General features: G+C 60.0%; 18 protein-coding genes. 11 read left to right on the top strand and 7 right to left on the bottom strand.

The window, feature by feature from the left end:
* The first annotated feature begins 2 nt into the window (after positions 1-2).
* Together ACEN2R_RS02900 and ACEN2R_RS02895 are read left to right on the top strand one after the other, a co-directional pair.
* A complete protein-coding gene (locus ACEN2R_RS02900) occupies positions 3-2,969 on the top strand; it encodes a DNA translocase FtsK (protein WP_442039005.1) in 2,967 nt (988 codons plus the stop codon).
* Between the two features lie 72 nt (positions 2,970-3,041).
* A complete protein-coding gene (locus tag ACEN2R_RS02895) occupies positions 3,042-3,644 on the top strand; it encodes a LolA family protein (RefSeq protein WP_442039003.1) in 603 nt (200 codons plus the stop codon).
* Here ACEN2R_RS02895 and ACEN2R_RS02890 read toward each other — a convergent pair whose 3' ends face one another.
* Positions 3,645-4,229, bottom strand: a complete 585-nt coding sequence (locus tag ACEN2R_RS02890; RefSeq protein WP_442039001.1) for a transglycosylase SLT domain-containing protein — start codon at positions 4,227-4,229, stop codon at positions 3,645-3,647.
* Positions 4,230-4,295: 66 nt separating this feature from the next.
* Positions 4,296-5,183, bottom strand: a complete 888-nt coding sequence (locus ACEN2R_RS02885; protein ID WP_442038999.1) for an AEC family transporter — start codon at positions 5,181-5,183, stop codon at positions 4,296-4,298.
* A gap of 85 nt (positions 5,184-5,268) precedes the next feature.
* Here ACEN2R_RS02885 and hspQ point away from each other — a divergent pair, with 85 nt between their 5' ends.
* Complete coding sequence (hspQ, locus tag ACEN2R_RS02880) at positions 5,269-5,595, top strand: heat shock protein HspQ (RefSeq protein ID WP_442038997.1); 327 nt, start codon at positions 5,269-5,271, stop codon at positions 5,593-5,595.
* Here hspQ and ACEN2R_RS02875 read toward each other — a convergent pair.
* The 4 genes from ACEN2R_RS02875 to ACEN2R_RS02860 all read right to left on the bottom strand — a co-directional run bounded on the left by ACEN2R_RS02875 (position 5,592) and on the right by ACEN2R_RS02860 (position 8,611).
* Complete coding sequence (locus ACEN2R_RS02875; protein ID WP_442038995.1) at positions 5,592-5,975, bottom strand: rhodanese-like domain-containing protein; 384 nt, start codon at positions 5,973-5,975, stop codon at positions 5,592-5,594. The genes hspQ and ACEN2R_RS02875 overlap by 4 nt on opposite strands.
* A gap of 3 nt (positions 5,976-5,978) precedes the next feature.
* The gene (locus ACEN2R_RS02870) at positions 5,979-7,556 is read right to left on the bottom strand and encodes a gamma-glutamyltransferase family protein (RefSeq protein WP_442039483.1); all 1,578 of its coding nucleotides are present in this window, start codon (positions 7,554-7,556) and stop codon (positions 5,979-5,981) included.
* A gap of 187 nt (positions 7,557-7,743) precedes the next feature.
* Positions 7,744-8,277: an ATP-binding protein gene (locus tag ACEN2R_RS02865; RefSeq protein WP_442038993.1), complete on the bottom strand. Its 534-nt coding sequence runs from the start codon at positions 8,275-8,277 to the stop codon at positions 7,744-7,746.
* On the bottom strand, positions 8,267-8,611 hold the full coding sequence (locus tag ACEN2R_RS02860) for an STAS domain-containing protein (protein WP_442038991.1): 345 nt from the start codon (positions 8,609-8,611) through the stop codon (positions 8,267-8,269). Before ACEN2R_RS02860 ends, ACEN2R_RS02865 begins: the two co-directional genes overlap by 11 nt.
* A 106-nt stretch (positions 8,612-8,717) precedes the next feature.
* Between ACEN2R_RS02860 and ACEN2R_RS02855 the strand changes: the two genes are divergently transcribed.
* The 8 genes from ACEN2R_RS02855 to ACEN2R_RS02820 all read left to right on the top strand — a co-directional run bounded on the left by ACEN2R_RS02855 (position 8,718) and on the right by ACEN2R_RS02820 (position 17,480).
* Positions 8,718-9,896 carry a thiolase family protein gene (locus tag ACEN2R_RS02855; RefSeq protein ID WP_442038989.1) on the top strand — a complete coding sequence of 393 codons (1,179 nt, stop codon included), beginning with the start codon at positions 8,718-8,720 and terminating at the stop codon, positions 9,894-9,896.
* The gene (locus tag ACEN2R_RS02850) at positions 9,896-10,345 is read left to right on the top strand and encodes a GAF domain-containing protein (protein ID WP_442038987.1); all 450 of its coding nucleotides are present in this window, start codon (positions 9,896-9,898) and stop codon (positions 10,343-10,345) included. Before ACEN2R_RS02855 ends, ACEN2R_RS02850 begins: the two co-directional genes overlap by 1 nt.
* Before the next feature lie 103 nt (positions 10,346-10,448).
* Complete coding sequence (locus ACEN2R_RS02845) at positions 10,449-11,021, top strand: helix-turn-helix domain-containing protein (protein WP_442038985.1); 573 nt, start codon at positions 10,449-10,451, stop codon at positions 11,019-11,021.
* Positions 11,022-11,028: 7 nt separating this feature from the next.
* Positions 11,029-11,646 (top strand): LysE family translocator, encoded by a 618-nt coding sequence (locus tag ACEN2R_RS02840; protein WP_442038983.1) that lies wholly within the window; start codon positions 11,029-11,031, stop codon positions 11,644-11,646.
* A 61-nt stretch (positions 11,647-11,707) separates the two neighbouring features.
* The gene (locus ACEN2R_RS02835; RefSeq protein ID WP_442038981.1) at positions 11,708-11,833 is read left to right on the top strand and encodes a hypothetical protein; all 126 of its coding nucleotides are present in this window, start codon (positions 11,708-11,710) and stop codon (positions 11,831-11,833) included.
* Positions 11,834-11,844: 11 nt separating this feature from the next.
* Positions 11,845-14,289, top strand: a complete 2,445-nt coding sequence (locus tag ACEN2R_RS02830) for a GcvT family protein (protein ID WP_442038979.1) — start codon at positions 11,845-11,847, stop codon at positions 14,287-14,289.
* Positions 14,290-14,359: 70 nt separating this feature from the next.
* Complete coding sequence (locus ACEN2R_RS02825; RefSeq protein ID WP_442038977.1) at positions 14,360-16,801, top strand: GcvT family protein; 2,442 nt, start codon at positions 14,360-14,362, stop codon at positions 16,799-16,801.
* Positions 16,802-16,832: 31 nt separating this feature from the next.
* Entirely contained in the window at positions 16,833-17,480 is a 648-nt protein-coding gene (locus ACEN2R_RS02820) for an RluA family pseudouridine synthase (RefSeq protein WP_442039481.1), read from the top strand.
* Positions 17,481-17,604: 124 nt separating this feature from the next.
* Here the strand turns inward: ACEN2R_RS02820 and ACEN2R_RS02815 are convergent, their stop codons facing one another.
* Entirely contained in the window at positions 17,605-19,044 is a 1,440-nt protein-coding gene (locus tag ACEN2R_RS02815) for an aldehyde dehydrogenase family protein (protein ID WP_442038975.1), read from the bottom strand.
* Between the last annotated feature and the right edge of the window lie 145 nt (positions 19,045-19,189).

The following is a 19,189-nucleotide window of genomic DNA, read 5'->3' as shown; positions in this document are numbered from 1 at the left end:
GCATGGCATCCTATCAGATCAGGCAGCGCGATCCGCTTTTGGACAGCAACACCCAGGCCGCACTTGAACGCCGTGGCAAAGAACTGCTTGGCGTCGGCCTTATTGTTGCGGGCCTGCTGTGTTCACTGATGCTGATGTCTTATGTGCCCGAAGATCCCGGCTGGCTTGCCGCGACGGACCAGCCTGCGCAGAATTTTCTGGGCCGGATCGGGGCGTCTATCGCGTCGCCTCTGTTTGTGATTGTGGGGATGGGGTCCTGGGGCCTTGCCGCTGTTTTGTTGACGTGGGGCGCACGTTTCGCGCTGCACAAGGGCGAAGATCGCGCCATCAACCGCCTGATTTTCGCGCCCATCGGCATTGCGCTGGCGTCAGTCTATGCCTCGACCCATGTGCCCGGCATCGAATGGACCCACAGTTTTGGTCTGGGCGGCCTGTTCGGCGACACCTTCCTTGGGGCGGTTCTGGGCGTGGCGCCCGTGAACGCGACCTTTGGCCTTAAGGTCATGTCGCTTTTTGTCGGGGCCGGAATGCTGGGGATGGCGGCGTTTGTTCTGGGCTTTACCGCACGCGAATTGCAGTCGATTGCGCGGTTTCTGCTGATCGGTCTTGTGACAAGCTATGCCATGATGATGACCCTGCTTGGCAAAGGGGCTGGGGCGGCGGCGGTTGCCGCGCGCACCTTGCAGGAGCGCAATGCGATCCGGCGGGACCAAAAGGCGCAGGACCGGGCCGAAGCGGCAGCCTATGCCGCAGCCGAGGAGGCCGTGCGACCGCGTGATGCGCGCGCGATGGTTCAGCGTGCCGAACAGGATTGGGGCGCGCCTGCGCCTTTGCGTGCGACCAAAGCCCCGCTGCGGGCCGAACCCAACTATGAACATCCCGTGCAACAGGCCCCTGAAAAGACCAGCCTGCTGTCGCGCATTCCCTCTTTGATGAAGCGGACCCAGGAACCCGAGCCGGAGATGATCGAACCTTTCGCCTATGAGTATGGCGATGCGCCCGCTGGCGAGGACCGGATCAAGGCCAAGATTTCCAGCGTGATCAAGAACCGTGTGCGGCAGATGCCTGCGGCGCATACCATGCGTCCCGCACCGGAATTGAAACTGGGGCGGCAAGAGCCACCTGTGGCACGCGCCCAACGCCCGCACCCTTTGGTGCTGAACCCGGTCGCGCCGCGTGTGCCGATGGCCCCCTTCGCAGAGCCGCCGATGATGCCGTCCCCGCCAGAGTTTTCGCAAGACTATGCGGATGATCTTGTGTCGCTGGATTACGATGACGACGCTGATCTTAGCGCCTATCTGCCCGATCCCGAACTGGTCGAAACACCGATGGTTTACGAGCACCCGGTGACGGAACCGAAGAAAGTCGTGCAGCATATTCAGCGCAAGGCCCCCCCGCCTTCGCGGCAGGCGCGGGCAGAGGCGCAGCCCATTTTGCGGTTTGACGAAAGCGGATCGGATTATGAACTGCCCCCGCTAAGCCTGTTGTCCAGCCCGGTGGAAATCCAACGGCACCATTTGTCGGATGAAGCGCTGGAAGAGAATGCGCGGATGCTGGAAAACGTGCTGGATGATTATGGCGTCAAGGGCGAGATCGTATCGGTTCGCCCCGGCCCTGTGGTCACGATGTACGAACTTGAACCGGCCCCCGGTTTGAAGGCCTCGCGCGTTATCGGTCTTGCCGATGACATCGCGCGGTCGATGTCTGCGCTGTCTGCGCGTGTGTCGACTGTGCCGGGCCGGTCGGTGATCGGCATCGAACTGCCGAACGTTCACCGCGAAAAGGTCGTGCTGCGCGAAATCCTGTCTGCACGCGACTTTGGTGACAGCAACATGCGGCTTCCGCTGGCCCTGGGCAAGGATATCGGCGGCGATCCCATCATCGCGAACCTTGCGAAAATGCCGCATCTTCTGATTGCGGGAACGACCGGTTCGGGTAAATCCGTGGCGATCAACACGATGATCCTGTCGCTGCTATACAAACTGACGCCGGACGAATGCCGGATGATCATGATCGACCCCAAGATGCTGGAACTGTCGGTTTATGACGGCATCCCGCATCTTCTGTCCCCCGTGGTGACCGACCCGAAAAAGGCCGTTGTCGCGCTGAAATGGACTGTGGGAGAGATGGAAGACCGCTATCGCAAGATGTCCAAGATGGGCGTGCGCAACATCGAAGGCTACAATGGCCGCGTGCGGGATGCGATTGCCAAGGGCGAGCTGTTCAGCCGCACGGTTCAAACCGGTTTCGACGAGGATACCGGCGAGCCGATCTTCGAGACGGAACAGTTCGCGCCGGAAACGATCCCCTATATCGTGGTGATCGTGGACGAGATGGCCGACCTGATGATGGTTGCCGGCAAAGAGATAGAGGCCTGCATCCAGCGTCTGGCGCAGATGGCGCGGGCGTCGGGTATTCACCTGATCATGGCCACACAACGCCCTTCGGTTGATGTGATCACCGGCACGATCAAGGCGAACTTTCCCACCCGGATTTCGTTCCAGGTGACCAGCAAGATCGACAGCCGCACAATTCTGGGCGAGCAGGGCGCAGAGCAACTGCTGGGCATGGGCGACATGCTGTATATGGCGGGTGGCGCCAAGATCACCCGCGTGCATGGGCCCTTTGTGTCGGATGAAGAGGTCGAAGAAATTGTGAACCACCTGAAGGGGTTCGGCCCGCCATCCTACATCGGTGGCGTTGTCGAAGGGCCGGACGAGGATTCCGAAAGCAGCATTGATCTGGTGCTTGGCCTTGGCAGCAGCGGCAACGATCTGGAAGACGCGCTTTACGATACCGCAGTTGCGATTGTCATCAAGGACCGCAAGTGCTCGACGTCTTATATCCAGCGGAAACTGGCGATCGGCTATAACAAGGCCGCGCGTCTGGTCGAGCAAATGGAAGAGGCGGGTCTGGTTTCCCCCGCAAACCATGTTGGAAAGCGCGAAATTCTGGTGCCAGAGCAATAGCGCTCTGGCAACTCTCTGCTTTGTGAGAATTTGGGCGGTGCAATGCGCGGTGTCTCTGACTATCTAGGGGGTATGAAACATATGCGCATGCTCCTTGTGCCCGTTCTTTGGGCTGCCCTTTCGCTTCCGGCTTTGGCGGATAAAATTCCGCTGGCACAGCTGTCGAACTATCTGAACGGTTTGACGACGGCACAGTCGGAATTCACGCAGATCAACGGGGACGGGTCGATTTCGACCGGAACGTTCTACATCAAGCGTCCGGGCCGCGCCCGGTTCGAATATAATCCACCGGATGCGAATCTGGTGATGGCCGGCGGTGGTCAGGTTGCGATTTTCGACAGCAAAAGCGATGCGCCGCCAGAACAATATCCACTGGCGCGGACGCCTTTGAACCTGATCCTTGCCCGCAACGTGGATCTGGGGCGGGCGAAAATGGTTGTGGGGCATTCATCTGATGCCACCACAACCGCCGTGACGGCGCAGGACCCAGAGCATCCGGAATACGGAACGATCAAAATGGTGTTCACGGGCAATCCGGTTGAATTGCGCCAATGGGTCATCACCGACGATTCCGGCTCTCAGACCACGGTCATTCTGGGCGACCTGAAAAAGGGCGGCGATCTGCGCGCCTCCCTGTTCAGTATTACCGCCGAAACCAACAAGCGGATGCGGTGATCAGGCCTTGCGGCAGCTTCGCAGCTGCTGGGCATAAATGAACGAGCGGTCACCGGTTTGGTTGGCGACGCGCAACAGCCAGGATTTGGCGTTGTATGATCCGCGCGCGAACCCAGTGTGGCCTTCGTGATAGGCCAGATACTGATTGCGCGCATCGGTTTTTGAGATGCCGTTCCGCTTTTCCGTCTTGTCCATATACCAGCCCATAAAGTCGGCGGCGTCGTCGATCTTGTCGCGCTTGGCACTACGACGCCCCGTTTCACGGCGATATTCATCCCATGTCGCGTCCAACGCCTGCGCGTATCCGTAGGCGGAGGATTGACGGCCCATCGGGATGATCCCCAGCGCATATTGATGCGGGGTTCGGGCGTTTCCGATGAATTTGCTTTCCTGATAGATCGTCGCCATCTGGACGTGCACAGGCACCCCCCAACGGCGTTCGGTCTTTTTCATGGCCCTTAGGTAGGCCGGGCGCTGGCTTACGATGCTGCATGCGTTATCAAGATTACGCGGCGCAGAAAAATCACCCCCGCCGCAACCGGCGAGTAGAACCATCAAAGCTGTTGCGCGAAGAAGTCTGCTCATATGCCCCTCGCTTTTTTATTGAGGCAACCATAGCTGAAAATTGAATTGGGTAAAATGACAAATGGGTTATGACACCACAAGAAACGCAAGAATGACCGGTATGACAACAACCGACATCAGGGTCGACACAACCACCAGACCCGCGACCGCATCCGCGTCGGCGCCGTATTTTTCCGCCAGCAGATAGGATGTCACCGCAACCGGTGTCGAAACCTGAAGCACCAGAACCGCGAAGGCGATGTCGGGCAGGCCGAACCAGCGGCCAACGGTCCAGGCGGCCGCAACGCAGATCGCAACCTTGGCGGACGACAACCAGACCGCCCGCAGGATGCGCCCCGGTTTCAGGCGCGCCACCGCGACACCAAGAGTGATCAGCATCAGGGGAATGGCCATCTGCCCCACAAGTTCCAGCGTGTTGGTCAGAAAGGGCGGCGTCTGCCAGCCTTGCCACAGGAACAAGCCGCCCAGCAAAGTCGCAGCCACCAATGGTTCTTTCAGAACCTTTGTCATCGACCCGCCGCCCGACACCATCCAGATCCCGATTGTGAAGGAATAGATGGCCATGACCGCGAAAATCACCACGGCATAGCCGAACCCGACATCGCCAAAGGCGAACAACGCCAAGGGCAGGCCAAGGTTGCCGGTGTTGCCGAAAATGATCGGCGCAAGATAGGTGCCAGAGTCGAACTTTCCCATTTTGACGACAAGCAGGCTGGCGGCGGTGACGATGGCATAGGCTGCGACCGTCGCGATGATCACGGTGCTCAGCGATTGCGGGTCGATCTTGGTTTTCATCAGTGCTGTGAAGATCAGGCAGGGAACCGAAAGGGTCATCGCCATCTGGGTCACGAACTGGACACGGTATTCAAACCCGAACTTGACCCAGCCGAAACCGATACCGGCCAAAAGGAACACAGGAGCAACAATTTCAAGCACTGTCAGTATAAGGTTCACAGACTGTTTCCTGCAATTTTGGAGTGGTTGATGGACAAAGCCCTTTTGGAGCGTTTACTAACGGCACATTGGGGGCCTCGATACAATGTTGAAGACACGTGCGAAATACCATCTGGGACAGGTTGTCCGCCACCGAAAGCACCCCTTTCGCGGGGTTGTTTTTGACGTGGACGCGATGTTCTCAAATACCGAAGATTGGTATGATGCCATCCCAGAGGAAAGCCGCCCGGCAAAGGATCAGCCGTTCTACCACCTGTTGGCAGAGAACGAGCAAAGCTACTATGTGGCCTATGTGTCAGAGCAAAACCTTTTGCCGGATTACACCGGAGAGCCGGTCGATCACCCTGATCTTGCTGATTTATTCGGAGATTTTGAAGACGGACGCTACCCGCTTCATTTTCAGATGAACTAGGGGTCAACCGGTCCCCCGCTGGCCTTCCAGTTCGAAAAGCCGCCGTCAAGCTCGGCGATATTCGTCATGCCGACATCCTGAAGCCCCTTGACCGACAGCGCCGATCGCCATGCGCTGGCGCAAAACAGCACCAGCTTTTTGTCGGTCGCCAAGCTGGGTTTATGGTAGGGGCTTTCGGGATCTATCCAGAATTCCAGCATGCCGCGTGGGGCGTGAAATGCACCGGGGATTCGCCCCTCGCGTTCCAGTTCGCGCACATCACGGATGTCGACCAGCAAGATTTCGCCGGCCTTGGCCGCAGCCAGCGCCTGTTCGAACGACAGGGTCTCGATCTGGCCTTTCGCCTGCGCGACCAGCGTCTTTACGGGTGTGATGGTCATGGTTCAATACCCCAATGCGCAGCCGTCTTTGCGGGGGTCTGACGCCCCCTGCAATACGCCGCTGTCGTCGATAAGAATGGCCTGTGCGCCGCCGATCGGGCCGTCCGGAATGATCACATTGTGCCCCATCGCCGCCAGTTCGGCGCGCACGGCGTCTGAATATCCGCGCTCTACCTTCATCGTGCCCGCGTCAGAAAAGCTGCGCGGGCCGTCCACGGCAGACTGCGGGGACATCCCGAAATCGACCATATTGGAAATGAACCGTGCATGGCCGTTCGGCTGATAGGCCCCGCCCATGACGCCGAACGGCATAATCACGCGGTCCGCCTTTTTCAGAATACCGGGAATGATGGTGTGCATCGGGCGTTTGCCGCCCGCCGCCTCGTTTGCGTGGCCCTCGGTCAGGTTGAAACCCGCCCCACGGTTCTGGAACAGAACGCCGAACTTGTCAGAGGCAATGCCGGAACCAAAGCTGTTGAAAATCGAATAGATCAGCGACACCGCCATGCGATCCTTGTCAACGACGGTGATATAGATGGTTTCCTTGTGAACCGTTTCCGACAGTTTGTGTCCGTCGCCCATCGCATGTTTCGGGTCAATCAGCGCGGCCAGGTTCGCTGCGGTTTCGGGTGCCAGCATATGCGCCAGCCGGGTGACGTGGTCTGCATCTGCGATAAAACGGTTGCGGGCGTCATATGCGAGCTTTGCGGTTTCGGCCTCGATATGCGCGCGCTGCGCCCCGAAAGGTTCCATCGCTGCAATGTCGAAGTGAGAGAGGATGTTGTTCATCAGGATGGCGGTGGCACCCTGTCCGTTCGGCGGATGCTCGACCAGCTCGATCTCTTTGTAGGTGCCGCTGACGGGGGTGGTATAGTCGCAGGCCGTCATGGCAAAGTCGTCCAGCGTGTGGGCCCCGCCGACCGCATTCAGGGCGGCGACCATATCTTCGGCAACCTCGCCTTCGTAGAAACCGGCGCGGCCTTGGGATGCGATCTGGCGCAAGACCTCTGCCTGTTGCGGTGCGCGGAACACCTGACCGATGACGGGCGCTTTGCCGTCCATCAGATAGTAATCGCGCGCCTTGCCCTGAAGGAAACCGGTTGACAGGGCCCAGTCAAACGCGGTGCGCGGCGCAACAGGAACGCCGGCCTCTGCATAATGGATCGCGGGCGCAAGCGTTGCGGCCATTCCGATCTTGCCCCAATCGGCTGACAGTCGGCAAAACGCATCAACGGCCCCCGGAATTGTCACAGCTTCCGGCCCGTGAACCGGAATGCCGGTCAATCCCCTTTCACGCATCGCTGCGGCAGAGGTGGCAACAGGCGCACGCCCGGACCCGTTTAGCGCAACGATGTCGTCGCTGCCCGCCGGTTTGACAAGGACAAAGCAGTCGCCGCCAATTCCGGTCATTTGCGGTTCACAGATCCCCAAAAGTACCGCAGCGGCAAGGGTGGCATCAACGGCGTTTCCGCCTGATTCCAGAATTTGAATGGCGACCTTGCTGGCCAAAGGGTGCGACGTTGCGCACATTCCGTTTGTAGCAAAAACAGGAGAGCGGCCGGGGAGTTGTAGATCGCGCATATGTGCCTCTTCATTGACGATTTTGCCAAAGCGTAGGGCGTTACGCAGCGATTTCCAATCGGCAATCGTCATAAAGAACTGAACCTCGGCGTCGCGCACTGGGTGGGGGCCGTTACACGCGACGCCAAGGGAAGCTATATGCAGCTACATCATCTTTGTCGCGGAGCATTCTGTCTTCGGTGCGGACTTAATCGGGCATCTTTGAGGCGCAAGCGTTTTCTTTGGTCTGCTGCCTGTGTCTCGGGATCGAGAAAGACAGAAGGTTTTGCCCGTCCTGACGCGTATAAGACAGGTTTTCGGTCATGCTGTTGATCAGCGCCCACCCGAAACCACCCTCTGGCAGAGAGGCCTGATTGCCAATCAAGTCGGGCAAACGGGGCGTCGGCAGGGCATTGTTCGGCAGGGGCAGACCTCTGTCCTTGACCTCGACGAAAAGACACATGCGCCCTTCGCGTATGGAAAGCTGGATGATGCCGTTGGTCTGACCTGCGTAGGCGTGTTCGACAATGTTGTTCATCACCTCGGCCAGAACAAGTTCGACCGTGCCGGATATGCCGGAACCGGACATCGAATGACGTAAGCCGGACAAAACCGTCACCAGCGCGTTGCGAACCGCAGTGGCATTGGCCAGAAGGACCAGATTTACAGACCTAAGGCGCATCTGTTGCCGGTCTGTCGGGTCCGCAGGGTATGGGGTGCGGCGCAGTGCATCAGGAGGCATTCGAAATTTCTGCGACGGCGGATTGCGGAGACCTGTGAATGGTAAAGACGGTATCCATCCGCGTCAGGTGGAATACCTTGTCGACGTTGGGCGTCAGACCGGCAAGTTCAAAGCGGCGATCTTTGCCCAACAGCTTCATCGTGCCGACAATTGCGCCCAATCCGCTGCTGTCGATGAAATCCACATTGCAAAGGTCCAGCACCACCCGCACGGGCCCGTTTTCCGCAACGTCGCGCATTTTGTCCTTGAACTGGATCGCCACGGCGGCATCAATCCGTTTTTCGGTTACCGTTACAAAAAGGGCGTCACCCCGAATCTCTGTCTGTAGATCCATTTACCTTCTCCGATCACATCAACGGGATCATGCCTAGACGCCAAAGGTTACCATTCTGTATGTTTGTTCGTGTGCTTCCCCGAATTCCCCTGAAAGGAACCCCGTGATGGAAAACGTCGTGATCGCCGGTGCCGCGCGGACCCCGATGGGGGGCTTTCAAGGGGTATTTTCCGAAACCGGATCGCCCCTTCTGGGGGGGACCGCAATCCGCGCTGCTTTGGCCCATGCGGGGGCGGATGCAACATCGGTCGAGGAACTGCTGATGGGCTGTGTCCTGCCCGCCGGACTGGGGCAGGCCCCCGCGCGGCAGGCCGGATTTGCCGCCGGATTGGGCGAGGACGTTCCCGCGACGACGCTGAACAAGATGTGTGGGTCCGGCATGAAGGCCGTGATGACCGCCTATGATCAGGTGGCGCTGGGGCATACGGGCCTAATGGTCGCCGGCGGGATGGAGAGCATGACAAACGCGCCCTATCTTTTGCCGAAAATGCGGGCGGGCGCACGGATCGGCCATGCGCAGGTGATTGACAGCATGTTCCTGGACGGGCTGGAAGATGCCTATGACAAGGGGCGCCTGATGGGAACCTTTGCCGAAGAGTGTGCCGAAACGTTCGGCTTTACCCGCGAGGCGCAGGATGCCTATGCGTTGCAATCGCTTGAGAATGCGCTGGCAGCGCAGGCCAATGGCGGGTTCGATGCCGAAATCGCGCCGGTGACCCTGACGACGCGCAAGGGGGATGTTGTGATCAGGATGGACGAACAGCCGTCAAAGGCGATGCCCGAGAAGATTCCTCATTTGAAGCCAGCGTTCCGCAAGGATGGCACTGTGACGGCGGCGAATTCGTCCTCGATTTCGGATGGTGCTGCGGCGCTGGTGATTGCCTCGGGGGATCGGGCAAAGGCGCTGGGGCTGCCCATGCGGGCGCGCATTGTCGGGCATGCCAGCCATGCGCAGGCCCCGGCCTTGTTCACGACGGCCCCCGTGCCCGCCGCGCGAAAGCTGCTGGAGCGGATCGGCTGGACCGTTGGCGATGTGGACCTGTGGGAGGTGAACGAAGCCTTTGCCGTAGTTCCGATGGCGTTCATGCACGAGATGGGTGTACGCCGCGACATCGTGAATGTAAACGGTGGGGCCTGCGCCTTGGGTCACCCGATCGGGGCGTCCGGCGCGCGGATTATCGTGACGCTTTTGCACGCGCTGGAGGCGCGGGGGTTAAAGCGTGGCGTTGCCGCAATCTGTATCGGTGGCGGTGAAGGCACGGCAATTGCGATAGAGAGGGTTTGATGCGCGTCGATTACAGGGAACTGGCTGCAACTGTTGCGTCCTTGACAGAGGGCGAGACGGATGTCGTGTCGTTGATGGCGACAGTCGCCTGCGAGGTGCACCATGCGGATGATCGGTTCGACTGGACCGGGTTCTACCGTCATGTCGGCAACGAGACGTTGAAGATCGGGCCGTATCAGGGTGGCCACGGCTGCCTTGTGATTCCGTTTTCGCGCGGCGTGTGCGGGGCGGCGGCAAAGACCGGAGAGGTGCAGTTGGTGCCCGATGTCGACGCGTTTCCGGGCCATATCGCCTGTGCCTCCTCCACGCGGTCGGAACTGGTTTTGCCGGTCTGGAATGGCGCGGGGCAGTTGCTGGGCGTCTTTGACATCGACAGCAATCAACCGGATGCCTTTGACCGGACCGACGCGGATGCGTTGACCGGAATTCTGAAAACCGTGTTCGCCTGATACGGCGTTTCGCTCGGTAAAAGGTCCGTGAAATTTTGCTTTGAAATTTCACGGCGCCATGCCAGTGTGAAAATTGTAACGTCATTTTCACGAAGGCGATCCAGTGGTTCACGCTGACCCGCAGCAAACCAAAAGCCTTGGGGCCGATCTGCGGGCCCTACGCAAGGCCAGGGGGCAAACCCTTGCCGGGCTGGCCGGAACGCTGGGCCGGTCTGTCGGGTGGTTGTCGCAGGTCGAACGGGATATGTCAGAACCGTCGATCAGTGACCTGCGCGCCATGTCTGCCGCGTTGGGTGTTCCCATGTCGATCCTGTTCGGTCAGGCATTCGCCCCGGTCGAGGAGCAGGGCTTTGTCGTGCGGCACGGGGCGCGGCGGCCCATCGGCGGGGCAGAGCAGGGGTTGGTCGAGGAACTGCTTTCGCCCGATCTGACCGATGACTTCGAGATGGTGCATTCCACCTTTCGCCCCGGCGCGGCACTGTCCGAACCGGTGATGCGTCAGACGCAGGAGGTCGGCTATCTGGTGTCCGGCACGCTGGATCTATGGATCGACGGCCGCAGCTTTACCATCCGCCCCGGTGACAGCTTTCGCATTCGCGGAGAGCCGTTCCGCTGGTCCAACCCCTATGAGCAACCCGCCGTCGCGATCTGGGTGATCGCCCCGCCGGTGTATTGAGGGCCCGATGAGTTTTCATGCCTGGACAGTCTTTGCGGTGTTCTGGGTGGTCTTCGTGACCACACCCGGACCCAATGCCGTGAATTGCATCGGCAATGGAATGACCTTTGGTATCAGGCGGGCCATGTGGGGCGTTCTGGCGATCCTGTGTCAGGCAACGCTGTTCCTGATCTTGTCGGCGCTGGGTGTCACCGCACTGATTACCGCATCGCCGACGATCTTTTTCTGGGCCAAGGTTGTGGGGGCGGTGTTTCTGGTGTTCCTTGGTCTGCGCGGGTTGCTGAACGCCGGAAAGGCCGTTCAGCCGCGCCATGTGACAGGCCACGGGATATTCGGGCGCGCGTTTCTGATTGCCGTGATCAATGCCAAAAGTGTGGCGGGGTATCTGGCCGCATTTACGCAGTTTGTTCAGCCCGATGTGCCGATCTGGGACCAGATGGTTGTCATCATGCCGACCGCCCTGACCATCACCGCGCTAAGCTATACCGGCTTTACAATGCTAGGTGCGGGGCTTGGCCGGTTGGCGTTGGGGGCGGTTCTGAACGTTTGGTTCAGGCGGGTCATGGCGGTGTGTTTCATCCTTTACGGGGCGGCCCTGGGCGCGTCCGGGTTTCGGGGGGCGTGATGCGAAACGGACCACGCCCGCCCGGACGGATGAAGGGCGATGATGTGCCGAAGGTTGGCCAATGATGGGTGCTCCTATGGCCTTTGATCCTGCGGTTCTGGGGGCCTTCATTGCCGCGGGGTTGCTGTTGAACAAACTGACGGCACTGCTTTTCGGCGGGCTTGCGCTGCGCCTTTTGATTGATTGAGGGGGATGGGAATGTCTGATTTTCCGACGACAGCACGGGTTGTCATCATTGGTGGCGGGGTGGTTGGCGTTTCGGCGCTTTATCATCTGGCCAAGGCGGGTTGGACCGATTGCGTCCTGCTGGAAAAGAACGAGCTGACTGCGGGGTCCACATGGCATGCAGCGGGGAACTGTCCCAGTTTCAGCGCCTCGTGGGCGGTGATGAACATGCAGCGCTATTCGCTGGACCTGTATCGCGGGCTTGCAGCCGAGGTCGACTATCCGATGAACTATCACGTTACGGGATCAATCCGTCTGGGCCATTCCAAGGAGAGGATGCAAGAGTTCGAGCGGGTCAAATCCATGGGCCGTTATCAGGGACTGGATATCGAGATGATGGCCGTGTCGGATATCAAGGACCGGTATCCCTTTATCGAGACGCATGATCTGGCAGGCGCTCTTTATGACCCCGACGACGGGGATATCGACCCCGCCCAGCTGACGCAGGCGCTGGCCAAGGGCGCGCGCCAGATGGGTGCCAGAATTCTGCGCTTCACTCCGGCAACCGGCGTGTCCCGCGAGGGTGACGAGTGGATCGTGCACACCGACAAAGGTGATATCCGCTGTGAAAAGGTGGTCAACGCGGCGGGCTATTATGCGCAGCGCGTCGGCGAATGGTTCAAGCCCTATGGCGGGCGAACCGTGCCGATGGTGGTGATGAGCCATCAGTATTTCCTGACCGAAGAAATTCCGGAACTTGCCAAGTGGACCGCCGAGAACGGCCGCAAGGTGCCGCTTTTGCGCGATGTGGACAGTTCCTATTACCTGCGACAGGACAAGAACGGTCTGAACCTTGGCCCCTACGAGCGGAACTGCAAGGCGCATTGGGTGACCCCCGATGATCCCATGCCCGAGGATTTCAGCTTTCAGCTTTACCCCGACGATCTGGAGCGGTTGGAGTGGTATATCGAGGATGCCATAGCGCGTGTGCCTATCCTTGGGACGGCGGGCGTCGGGCGGGTCATCAACGGTCCGATCCCCTATGCCCCCGACGGTTTGCCGTTGCTCGGCCCGATGCCGGGGGTCAGGAACGCCTATGAGGCGTGTGTGTTCACCTTTGGCATCACGCAGGGCGGCGGTGCGGGCAAGGTGCTGTCGGAATGGGTGATGCACGGCGAAACGGAATGGGATATGTGGTCCTGCGATCCGCGCCGTTACACCGGCCATGCCGACCATGACTATACCTTGGCCAAGGCGGTCGAGACCTATGGCCACGAATACGCGATGCATTTCCCGCACCACGAATGGCCCGCAGGCCGGAACCGCAGGCTGTCGCCGGTGCATGACAAGGTTGTCGGCCTTGGCGGCCAGATGGGGGCCTATAACGGCTGGGAACGCGCGAACTGGTTCGCCAAAGACGGCGACGACACCTCGGAAGAGGCGACACTGACATGGGGCCGCACTGGCCCGTGGCAGGCCCGTATCCGCGAGGAATGCGAGGCGGTGCGCGACAGTGTCGGCGTTCTGGACCTGCCGGGATTTTCGCGTTTCACCCTGTCGGGGGAGGGTGCCGCCGAGTGGCTGCGGGGCCGCATCGCCGGGGCCTTGCCCAAAATCGGCCGCCTGAACCTTGGGTATTTCCCGGACAGTCGCGGGCGTATCCTGACCGAGATGTCGATCATCCGCCATGCCGAGGACCGCTTTACGCTGATCACCGCCTCGGTCGCGCAATGGCATGATTTCGAGCTGCTGCACCGCGCCCTGCCTGCCGGTCTGACATTGACTGACCGGTCATCAGGGCGGTCAACGCTGATTGTGACGGGACCGGAATCGCGGGCGTTGCTTTCGGGCATTGCACAGGCGGATTTGACGTTGCCGTGGCTGTCGCACCAATCGGCAACCGTTGCCGGAAAGGCCGTTGAATTGCTTCGGGTGTCCTTTGCGGGAGAACTTGGATGGGAAATCCATGCGCCCAACGCGGATATGCCTGCGATCTATGATGCGGTGCTGGCTGCGGGGGCAAAGCCTTTTGGGATGTATGCGCTGAACGCGCTGCGGATCGAAAAGGGATACCGCGCGTGGAAAGGTGATCTGTCGACCGACTACACGATGCTTCAGGGCGGGCTGGAGCGGTTTGTGAAATTCGACAAGCCGCAGGGCTTTCCCGGAAAAGCGGCGCTGCTGGCCGAAAAACAGCAGGGCGTGACCAAACGCTTTGTGACCCTGCGGGTCGACGCGGGCGATTGCGACGCACCTTATATGTCGACGATCTGGCAGGGCGGCAAAATCGTGGGCGAGACGACAAGCGGCGCATGGGGCTACCGCGTTGGCGCGTCCATCGCGCTTGGTATGGTCAGGGCGGATCTGGCCGTTGCGGGCACGCAGGTCGAGGTTGAAATTTTTGGCGAGCGGGTGAAGGCAACGGTGCAGCCCGATACGCCGCTGTGGGATCCAGAGAACGCAAGGATCAGAGCATGAGATATATCGCAACGCCGATCCGCGCCGTGGTGGCGGCAGGCCACTGCATTTTCAACCGGGAATTGCCGCTATGACCCTTCCTTCGCATGCGCGTGCCGTCATCATCGGGGGCGGCATAATCGGGTGCTCTGTTGCCTACCATCTGACAAAACTTGGCTGGACAGATGTTGTTTTGCTGGAGCGTAAACAGCTGACCTCTGGCACCACATGGCACGCCGCAGGACTGATTGCGCAATTGCGGGCAACGGCGAATATGACGAAGCTGGCGAAGTATTCGCAGGAGCTTTACGGCAGTCTTGAAGACGAGACGGGCATAGCGACCGGCTTTCGCCGCGTGGGGTCGATTACCGTCGCGCTGACAGACGAGCGGAAAGAAGAAATCTTTCGCAGTGCGGCAATGGCGCGGGCCTTTGGTGTCGAGATCGAGGAAATCAGTCCGGCCGAGGTCAAGGCGCGTTACGAGCATCTGAACATCGCGGACGTCAAGGCGGGTGTCTATCTGGCCAAGGACGGGCAGGGCGATCCGGGCAATATCGCGCTGGCGCTGGCCAAAGGTGCGCGGATGCATGGCGCAAAAGTGGTGGAAGGCGTGCGCGTCACCGCGATCAGGCGCGACGGCAAACGGGTGACGGGCGTCGACTGGGCGCAAGGCGAAGAGACAGGGCACATGACCGCCGATCATGTCATCAACTGCGCCGGCATGTGGGGCCTTGAGGTGGGGCGCATGGCGGGGGTCAACGTGCCGCTGCACGCCTGCGAGCATTTCTATATCGTGACAGAGCCAATCCCCGGCCTGACCCGGATGCCTGTTCTGCGGGTGCCGGACGAATGCGCCTATTACAAAGAGGACGCCGGGAAATACCTGCTGGGCGCGTTCGAGCCTGTTGCAAAGCCCTGGGGGATGAAGGGCATCTCGTCCGACTTCTGTTTCGACCAGTTGCCAGAGGATTTCGACCACTTCGAGCCGATATTGGAGAAGGCAGTGAACCGGCTTCCGGTGTTGGCAGAGGCGGGCATTCAAACCTTCTTCAATGGCCCTGAAAGCTTTACGCCCGATGATGCCTATCATCTGGGGCAATCGCCCGAGGTGGACAATTTCTGGGTTGCAGCGGGGTTCAACTCTATCGGGATCCAGTCTGCGGGTGGGGCGGGCATGGCCTTGGCGCAATGGATGGATGCCGGCGAGAAACCCTTTGATCTGGGCGATGTCGATATCGCGCGGAACCAGCCGTTTCAGGGCAACAAGACCTATCTGTTCGAGCGGTCCAGGGAAACGCTGGGCCTGCTTTACGCCGATCACTATCCCTACCGGCAAAAGGCCACGGCCCGCGGGATCAGGCGCACACCCTTTCATGCGCACCTGTTGGCGCAGGGTGCCGTCATGGGAGAGCTGGCCGGATGGGAGCGCGCGAACTGGTTCGCCAGCGAGGGGCAGGAGCGGGAGTATCGCTATAGCTGGAAGCGGCAGAATTTCTTCGGCAACGTCGCCGCCGAGCACGCGGCGGTTCGCACCAACATCGGCATTTACGATATGTCGTCCTTTGGGAAACTGCGCGTCGAGGGTCACGATGCAGAGGCGTTCCTGAACTATGTCGGGGGCGGTAATTTTTCGGTGCCTCTGGGCAAGATTGTCTACACCCAGTTCCTGAACCGGCACGGCGGGATAGAGGCGGATGTGACCGTGACCCGCCTGACCGAGACCGCCTATCTGGTGGTCACGCCTGCAGCCACGCGGCTGGCCGATCAGGTCTGGATGCAGCGCCACAGGGGCGATTTCAACGTCGTGATTACCGACGTGACGGCGGCCGAGGGCGTTCTGGCGGTGATGGGGCCGAATGCGCGCAAGCTGATGCAGGCCGTGTCACCGGATGATTTCGGAAATGACGCGAACCCCTTTGGCACGGCGCAAGAGATCGAATTGGGTATGGGGTTGGCGCGCGTGCACCGTGTAACCTATGTCGGAGAGCTGGGCTGGGAGATTTACGTTTCCGCCGATATGGCGGGCCATGCGTTCGAGGTGCTGCACGAGGCGGGACAGGCGATGGGCGCCAGGCTGTGCGGGATGCACATGATGGACAGCGCCCGCATCGAAAAGGGCTTTCGGCATTTTGGCCATGACATCACCAGCGAGGATCATGTGCTGGAGGCGGGCCTTGGTTTTGCGGTCAAGACCGGCAAGCCGGAATTCATCGGGCGTGATGCCGTCCTGCGCAAAAAGGACGAAGGCCTGAACACCCGGATGGCGCAATTCAAGCTGCGTGATCCTGTGCCGCTGTTGTATCATAATGAGCCGATCCTGCGCGACGGTGTGATCGTGGGCTTCGTCTCGTCCGGTGCTTATGGTCACCATCTGGGGGGTGCCATCGGCATGGGGTATGTGCCCTGCAAGGGCGAGACGGCGGCGGATGTCCTTGGCTCGACCTACCAGATTGATGTAGCAGGCACGCGCTATGACGCCGATATATCGCTGAAGCCGATGTATGATCCGACAGGAGCGCGCGCAAAGGCTTGATGCAAAGGGCGCGGCGCCTTATGGCGGCGGGATGGACAATGTATATTCCCCGCCCGACGTGCCGCTGAACATCCTTCACCACGATCATCAGTTGTTGCTGGTGGACAAGCCGGCGGGCCTTTTGTCGGTTCCGGGTAAGGGAGAGCATCTGGCCGATTGCCTGATCGCGCGGGTCCAGGCCGTTTTCGCCGACGCGTTGCTGGTGCACCGGCTGGACAGGGACACCAGCGGGGTCATGGTCTTTGCGATGACACCCCATGCGCAGCGCCATCTGGGCCTACAGTTCGAGCATCGGCAAATGAAAAAGACCTACATCGCGCGGGTCTTTGGCCGGATGGCAGAGCGGTCAGGGACTGTCGATCTGCCGCTGATCGTAGACTGGCCGAACCGGCCCTTGCAGCATGTGAATTTCGAGACGGGAAAACCGGCGGTGACCGATTGGACCGTGATGAAATACGAGGAGAACGCGACACGCGTCCGGCTGTTTCCAAAGACCGGTCGCAGCCATCAGTTGCGGGTTCATATGAAAGAGATAGGCCACCCGATTTTGGGTGACCCGTTCTATTCCAGCGGCGAGGCGCGGGACGCACCGCGGTTGATGCTGCATGCGGAAAGTCTGCGATTGCGGCATCCCGACGGCGGCGTGTCGCATACCTTCAAATCGCCCTGCCCGTTTTAGAAGACTGATCCGAAGGAGGCGCGTTCCGCGCCACGCTTTTGTCTCGCCCCCTTTTTTGCAAAAGGGGGCTCGGTTTTTTTGCGCTTCGCGCGAGAGTATTTTGGCCGAGAAGAATGGCCAGACTTTATTCGGGGGCCAAACCGGACATCGCCTTTATTTCCAGGAACTCGTGCAGGCCGAATACGCCGCCCTCGCGGCCATTGCCGGATTGTTTGTACCCCCCGAAGGGTGAGCCCTGCGCAAAACCGACACCGTTTGTTTCGACCATGCCGGATCTTAGGCTGCGGGCCATGCGCGCGCGTCTGGCGTCGTCGTTGGTCTGGATGTAGTTGGTCAGGCCGTAAGGGGTGTCGTTGGTTATGGCGATGGCGTCGGCCTCGGAGTCGAAGGGGATGATTGACAGGACGGGGCCGAAGATTTCCTGCTGGGCAATTGCCATGTCGTTGCGAACATCGGCAAACACGGTCGGGCGGACGTAGTATCCGCGGTTTAGCCCCTCTGGACGGCCAAGACCGCCAGCAACAAGTCGGGCACCTTCGTTGATGCCGACCTCTATCAGCCCCTGGATCTTGTCGTATTGTAACTGGCTGACAACGGGGCCGATGTGGTCGCCCTCTTGGGATGCGGGGCCGACACGGGTGGCATTGGCGGCCTCTGCCGCGATCTCGACCGCTTTGTCGTAGATTGATCGCTCGACCAACATGCGGGTCGGTGCGTTGCAGGACTGTCCGGTGTTCCGGAAGCAGCGCTGTGCACCGCGTTTGACGGCCTTTTCCCCGGCGTCCGCAAAGATGATATTGGCGCCTTTGCCGCCAAGTTCCAGGCTGACGCGCTTTAGCGTGTCTGCGGCGGCCTTGGAGATGGCGATGCCCGCGCGGGACGATCCGGTGAATGAAACCATGTCGACGTCGGGATGTGCGGACAGTTGCGAGCCGACGCCGGTGCCGTCACCGTTTACCAGATTGAACACGCCTGCGGCAAAGCCTGCCTCGTCGATGAATTCCGCAAAGAGCAAACCGGACAGCGGCGCAATTTCGGACGGTTTCAGAACCATGGTGCAGCCAGTGGCGAATGCGGGGACGGCCTTTAGCACGATCTGGTTCATCGGCCAGTTCCAAGGGGTGATCAGCGCGGCAACGCCGATGGGCTCCATCCGGATGATCTCGTTCGGGGCATGGGCGCCCAGCGGGCGTTCGAATTCGAAGTCCTTGAAGGCGTTGATGAAGCCTTCGAGGTGCCAGCTTCCTGCGCCCGTTTGCTGGACGCGGGACAGATCAATGGGCGCCCCCATTTCAAGGCTCATGGCTTGTGCCATTTCCTCGGCGCGGCGATTGTAGATGGTCAGCAGCTTTTCCAGAAGCGCGAGCTTTTCCGCCTTGGGCACATCAGCCCAGTCGTTAAAGGCGCGTTTTGCAGCCGCGACAGCCGCGTCCGTATCGGCCTGTGACCCAAGCGAAATGATGGCGCATACTTCTTCGTTTGAAGGGTTGATCACTTCGTAATCGTTGCTTTTGGATGGGGCTACCCATTTGCCGTCGATGTAGAAATTGCGATTTTCAATCATGCTTTCCTCCGGTGGAATTCGCGACATCCTGTCACTGGTATTTAGCCTCTGCAAGGGGGTGCAAATCGCCGTTTCTTCTACCTATATAGGAACGACAGGCTGGGATTGCGTGCCCGGTTGCGACATTCATCAAAGGACGAAAGAC

This window comes from Pseudogemmobacter sp. W21_MBD1_M6, assembly GCF_052119585.1.
GTDB lineage: Bacteria > Pseudomonadota > Alphaproteobacteria > Rhodobacterales > Rhodobacteraceae > JBGQOJ01.
Note: the sequence above shows the minus strand (reverse complement) of the source record. Positions and strands in the feature narration are given on the sequence as shown.

What these genes read in the sequence shown, in the direction of transcription:
- ACEN2R_RS02815 (WP_442038975.1), bottom strand. Translation starts at nt 19,044, where the DNA reads ATGATTGAAAATCGCAATTTCTACATCGACGGCAAATGGGTAGCCCCA.
- ACEN2R_RS02835 (WP_442038981.1), top strand. Translation starts at nt 11,708, where the DNA reads ATGATGGGTGCTCCTATGGCCTTTGATCCTGCGGTTCTGGGGGCCTTC.
- ACEN2R_RS02840 (WP_442038983.1), top strand. Translation starts at nt 11,029, where the DNA reads ATGAGTTTTCATGCCTGGACAGTCTTTGCGGTGTTCTGGGTGGTCTTC.
- ACEN2R_RS02860 (WP_442038991.1), bottom strand. Translation starts at nt 8,611, where the DNA reads ATGGATCTACAGACAGAGATTCGGGGTGACGCCCTTTTTGTAACGGTA.
- ACEN2R_RS02820 (WP_442039481.1), top strand. Translation starts at nt 16,833, where the DNA reads ATGGACAATGTATATTCCCCGCCCGACGTGCCGCTGAACATCCTTCAC.
- ACEN2R_RS02865 (WP_442038993.1), bottom strand. Translation starts at nt 8,277, where the DNA reads ATGCCTCCTGATGCACTGCGCCGCACCCCATACCCTGCGGACCCGACA.
- ACEN2R_RS02900 (WP_442039005.1), top strand. Translation starts at nt 3, where the DNA reads ATGGCATCCTATCAGATCAGGCAGCGCGATCCGCTTTTGGACAGCAAC.
- ACEN2R_RS02895 (WP_442039003.1), top strand. Translation starts at nt 3,042, where the DNA reads ATGAAACATATGCGCATGCTCCTTGTGCCCGTTCTTTGGGCTGCCCTT.
- ACEN2R_RS02870 (WP_442039483.1), bottom strand. Translation starts at nt 7,556, where the DNA reads ATGCGCGATCTACAACTCCCCGGCCGCTCTCCTGTTTTTGCTACAAAC.
- ACEN2R_RS02875 (WP_442038995.1), bottom strand. Translation starts at nt 5,975, where the DNA reads ATGACCATCACACCCGTAAAGACGCTGGTCGCGCAGGCGAAAGGCCAG.
- ACEN2R_RS02850 (WP_442038987.1), top strand. Translation starts at nt 9,896, where the DNA reads ATGCGCGTCGATTACAGGGAACTGGCTGCAACTGTTGCGTCCTTGACA.
- ACEN2R_RS02855 (WP_442038989.1), top strand. Translation starts at nt 8,718, where the DNA reads ATGGAAAACGTCGTGATCGCCGGTGCCGCGCGGACCCCGATGGGGGGC.
- ACEN2R_RS02890 (WP_442039001.1), bottom strand. Translation starts at nt 4,229, where the DNA reads ATGAGCAGACTTCTTCGCGCAACAGCTTTGATGGTTCTACTCGCCGGT.
- hspQ (WP_442038997.1), top strand. Translation starts at nt 5,269, where the DNA reads ATGTTGAAGACACGTGCGAAATACCATCTGGGACAGGTTGTCCGCCAC.
- ACEN2R_RS02830 (WP_442038979.1), top strand. Translation starts at nt 11,845, where the DNA reads ATGTCTGATTTTCCGACGACAGCACGGGTTGTCATCATTGGTGGCGGG.
- ACEN2R_RS02825 (WP_442038977.1), top strand. Translation starts at nt 14,360, where the DNA reads ATGACCCTTCCTTCGCATGCGCGTGCCGTCATCATCGGGGGCGGCATA.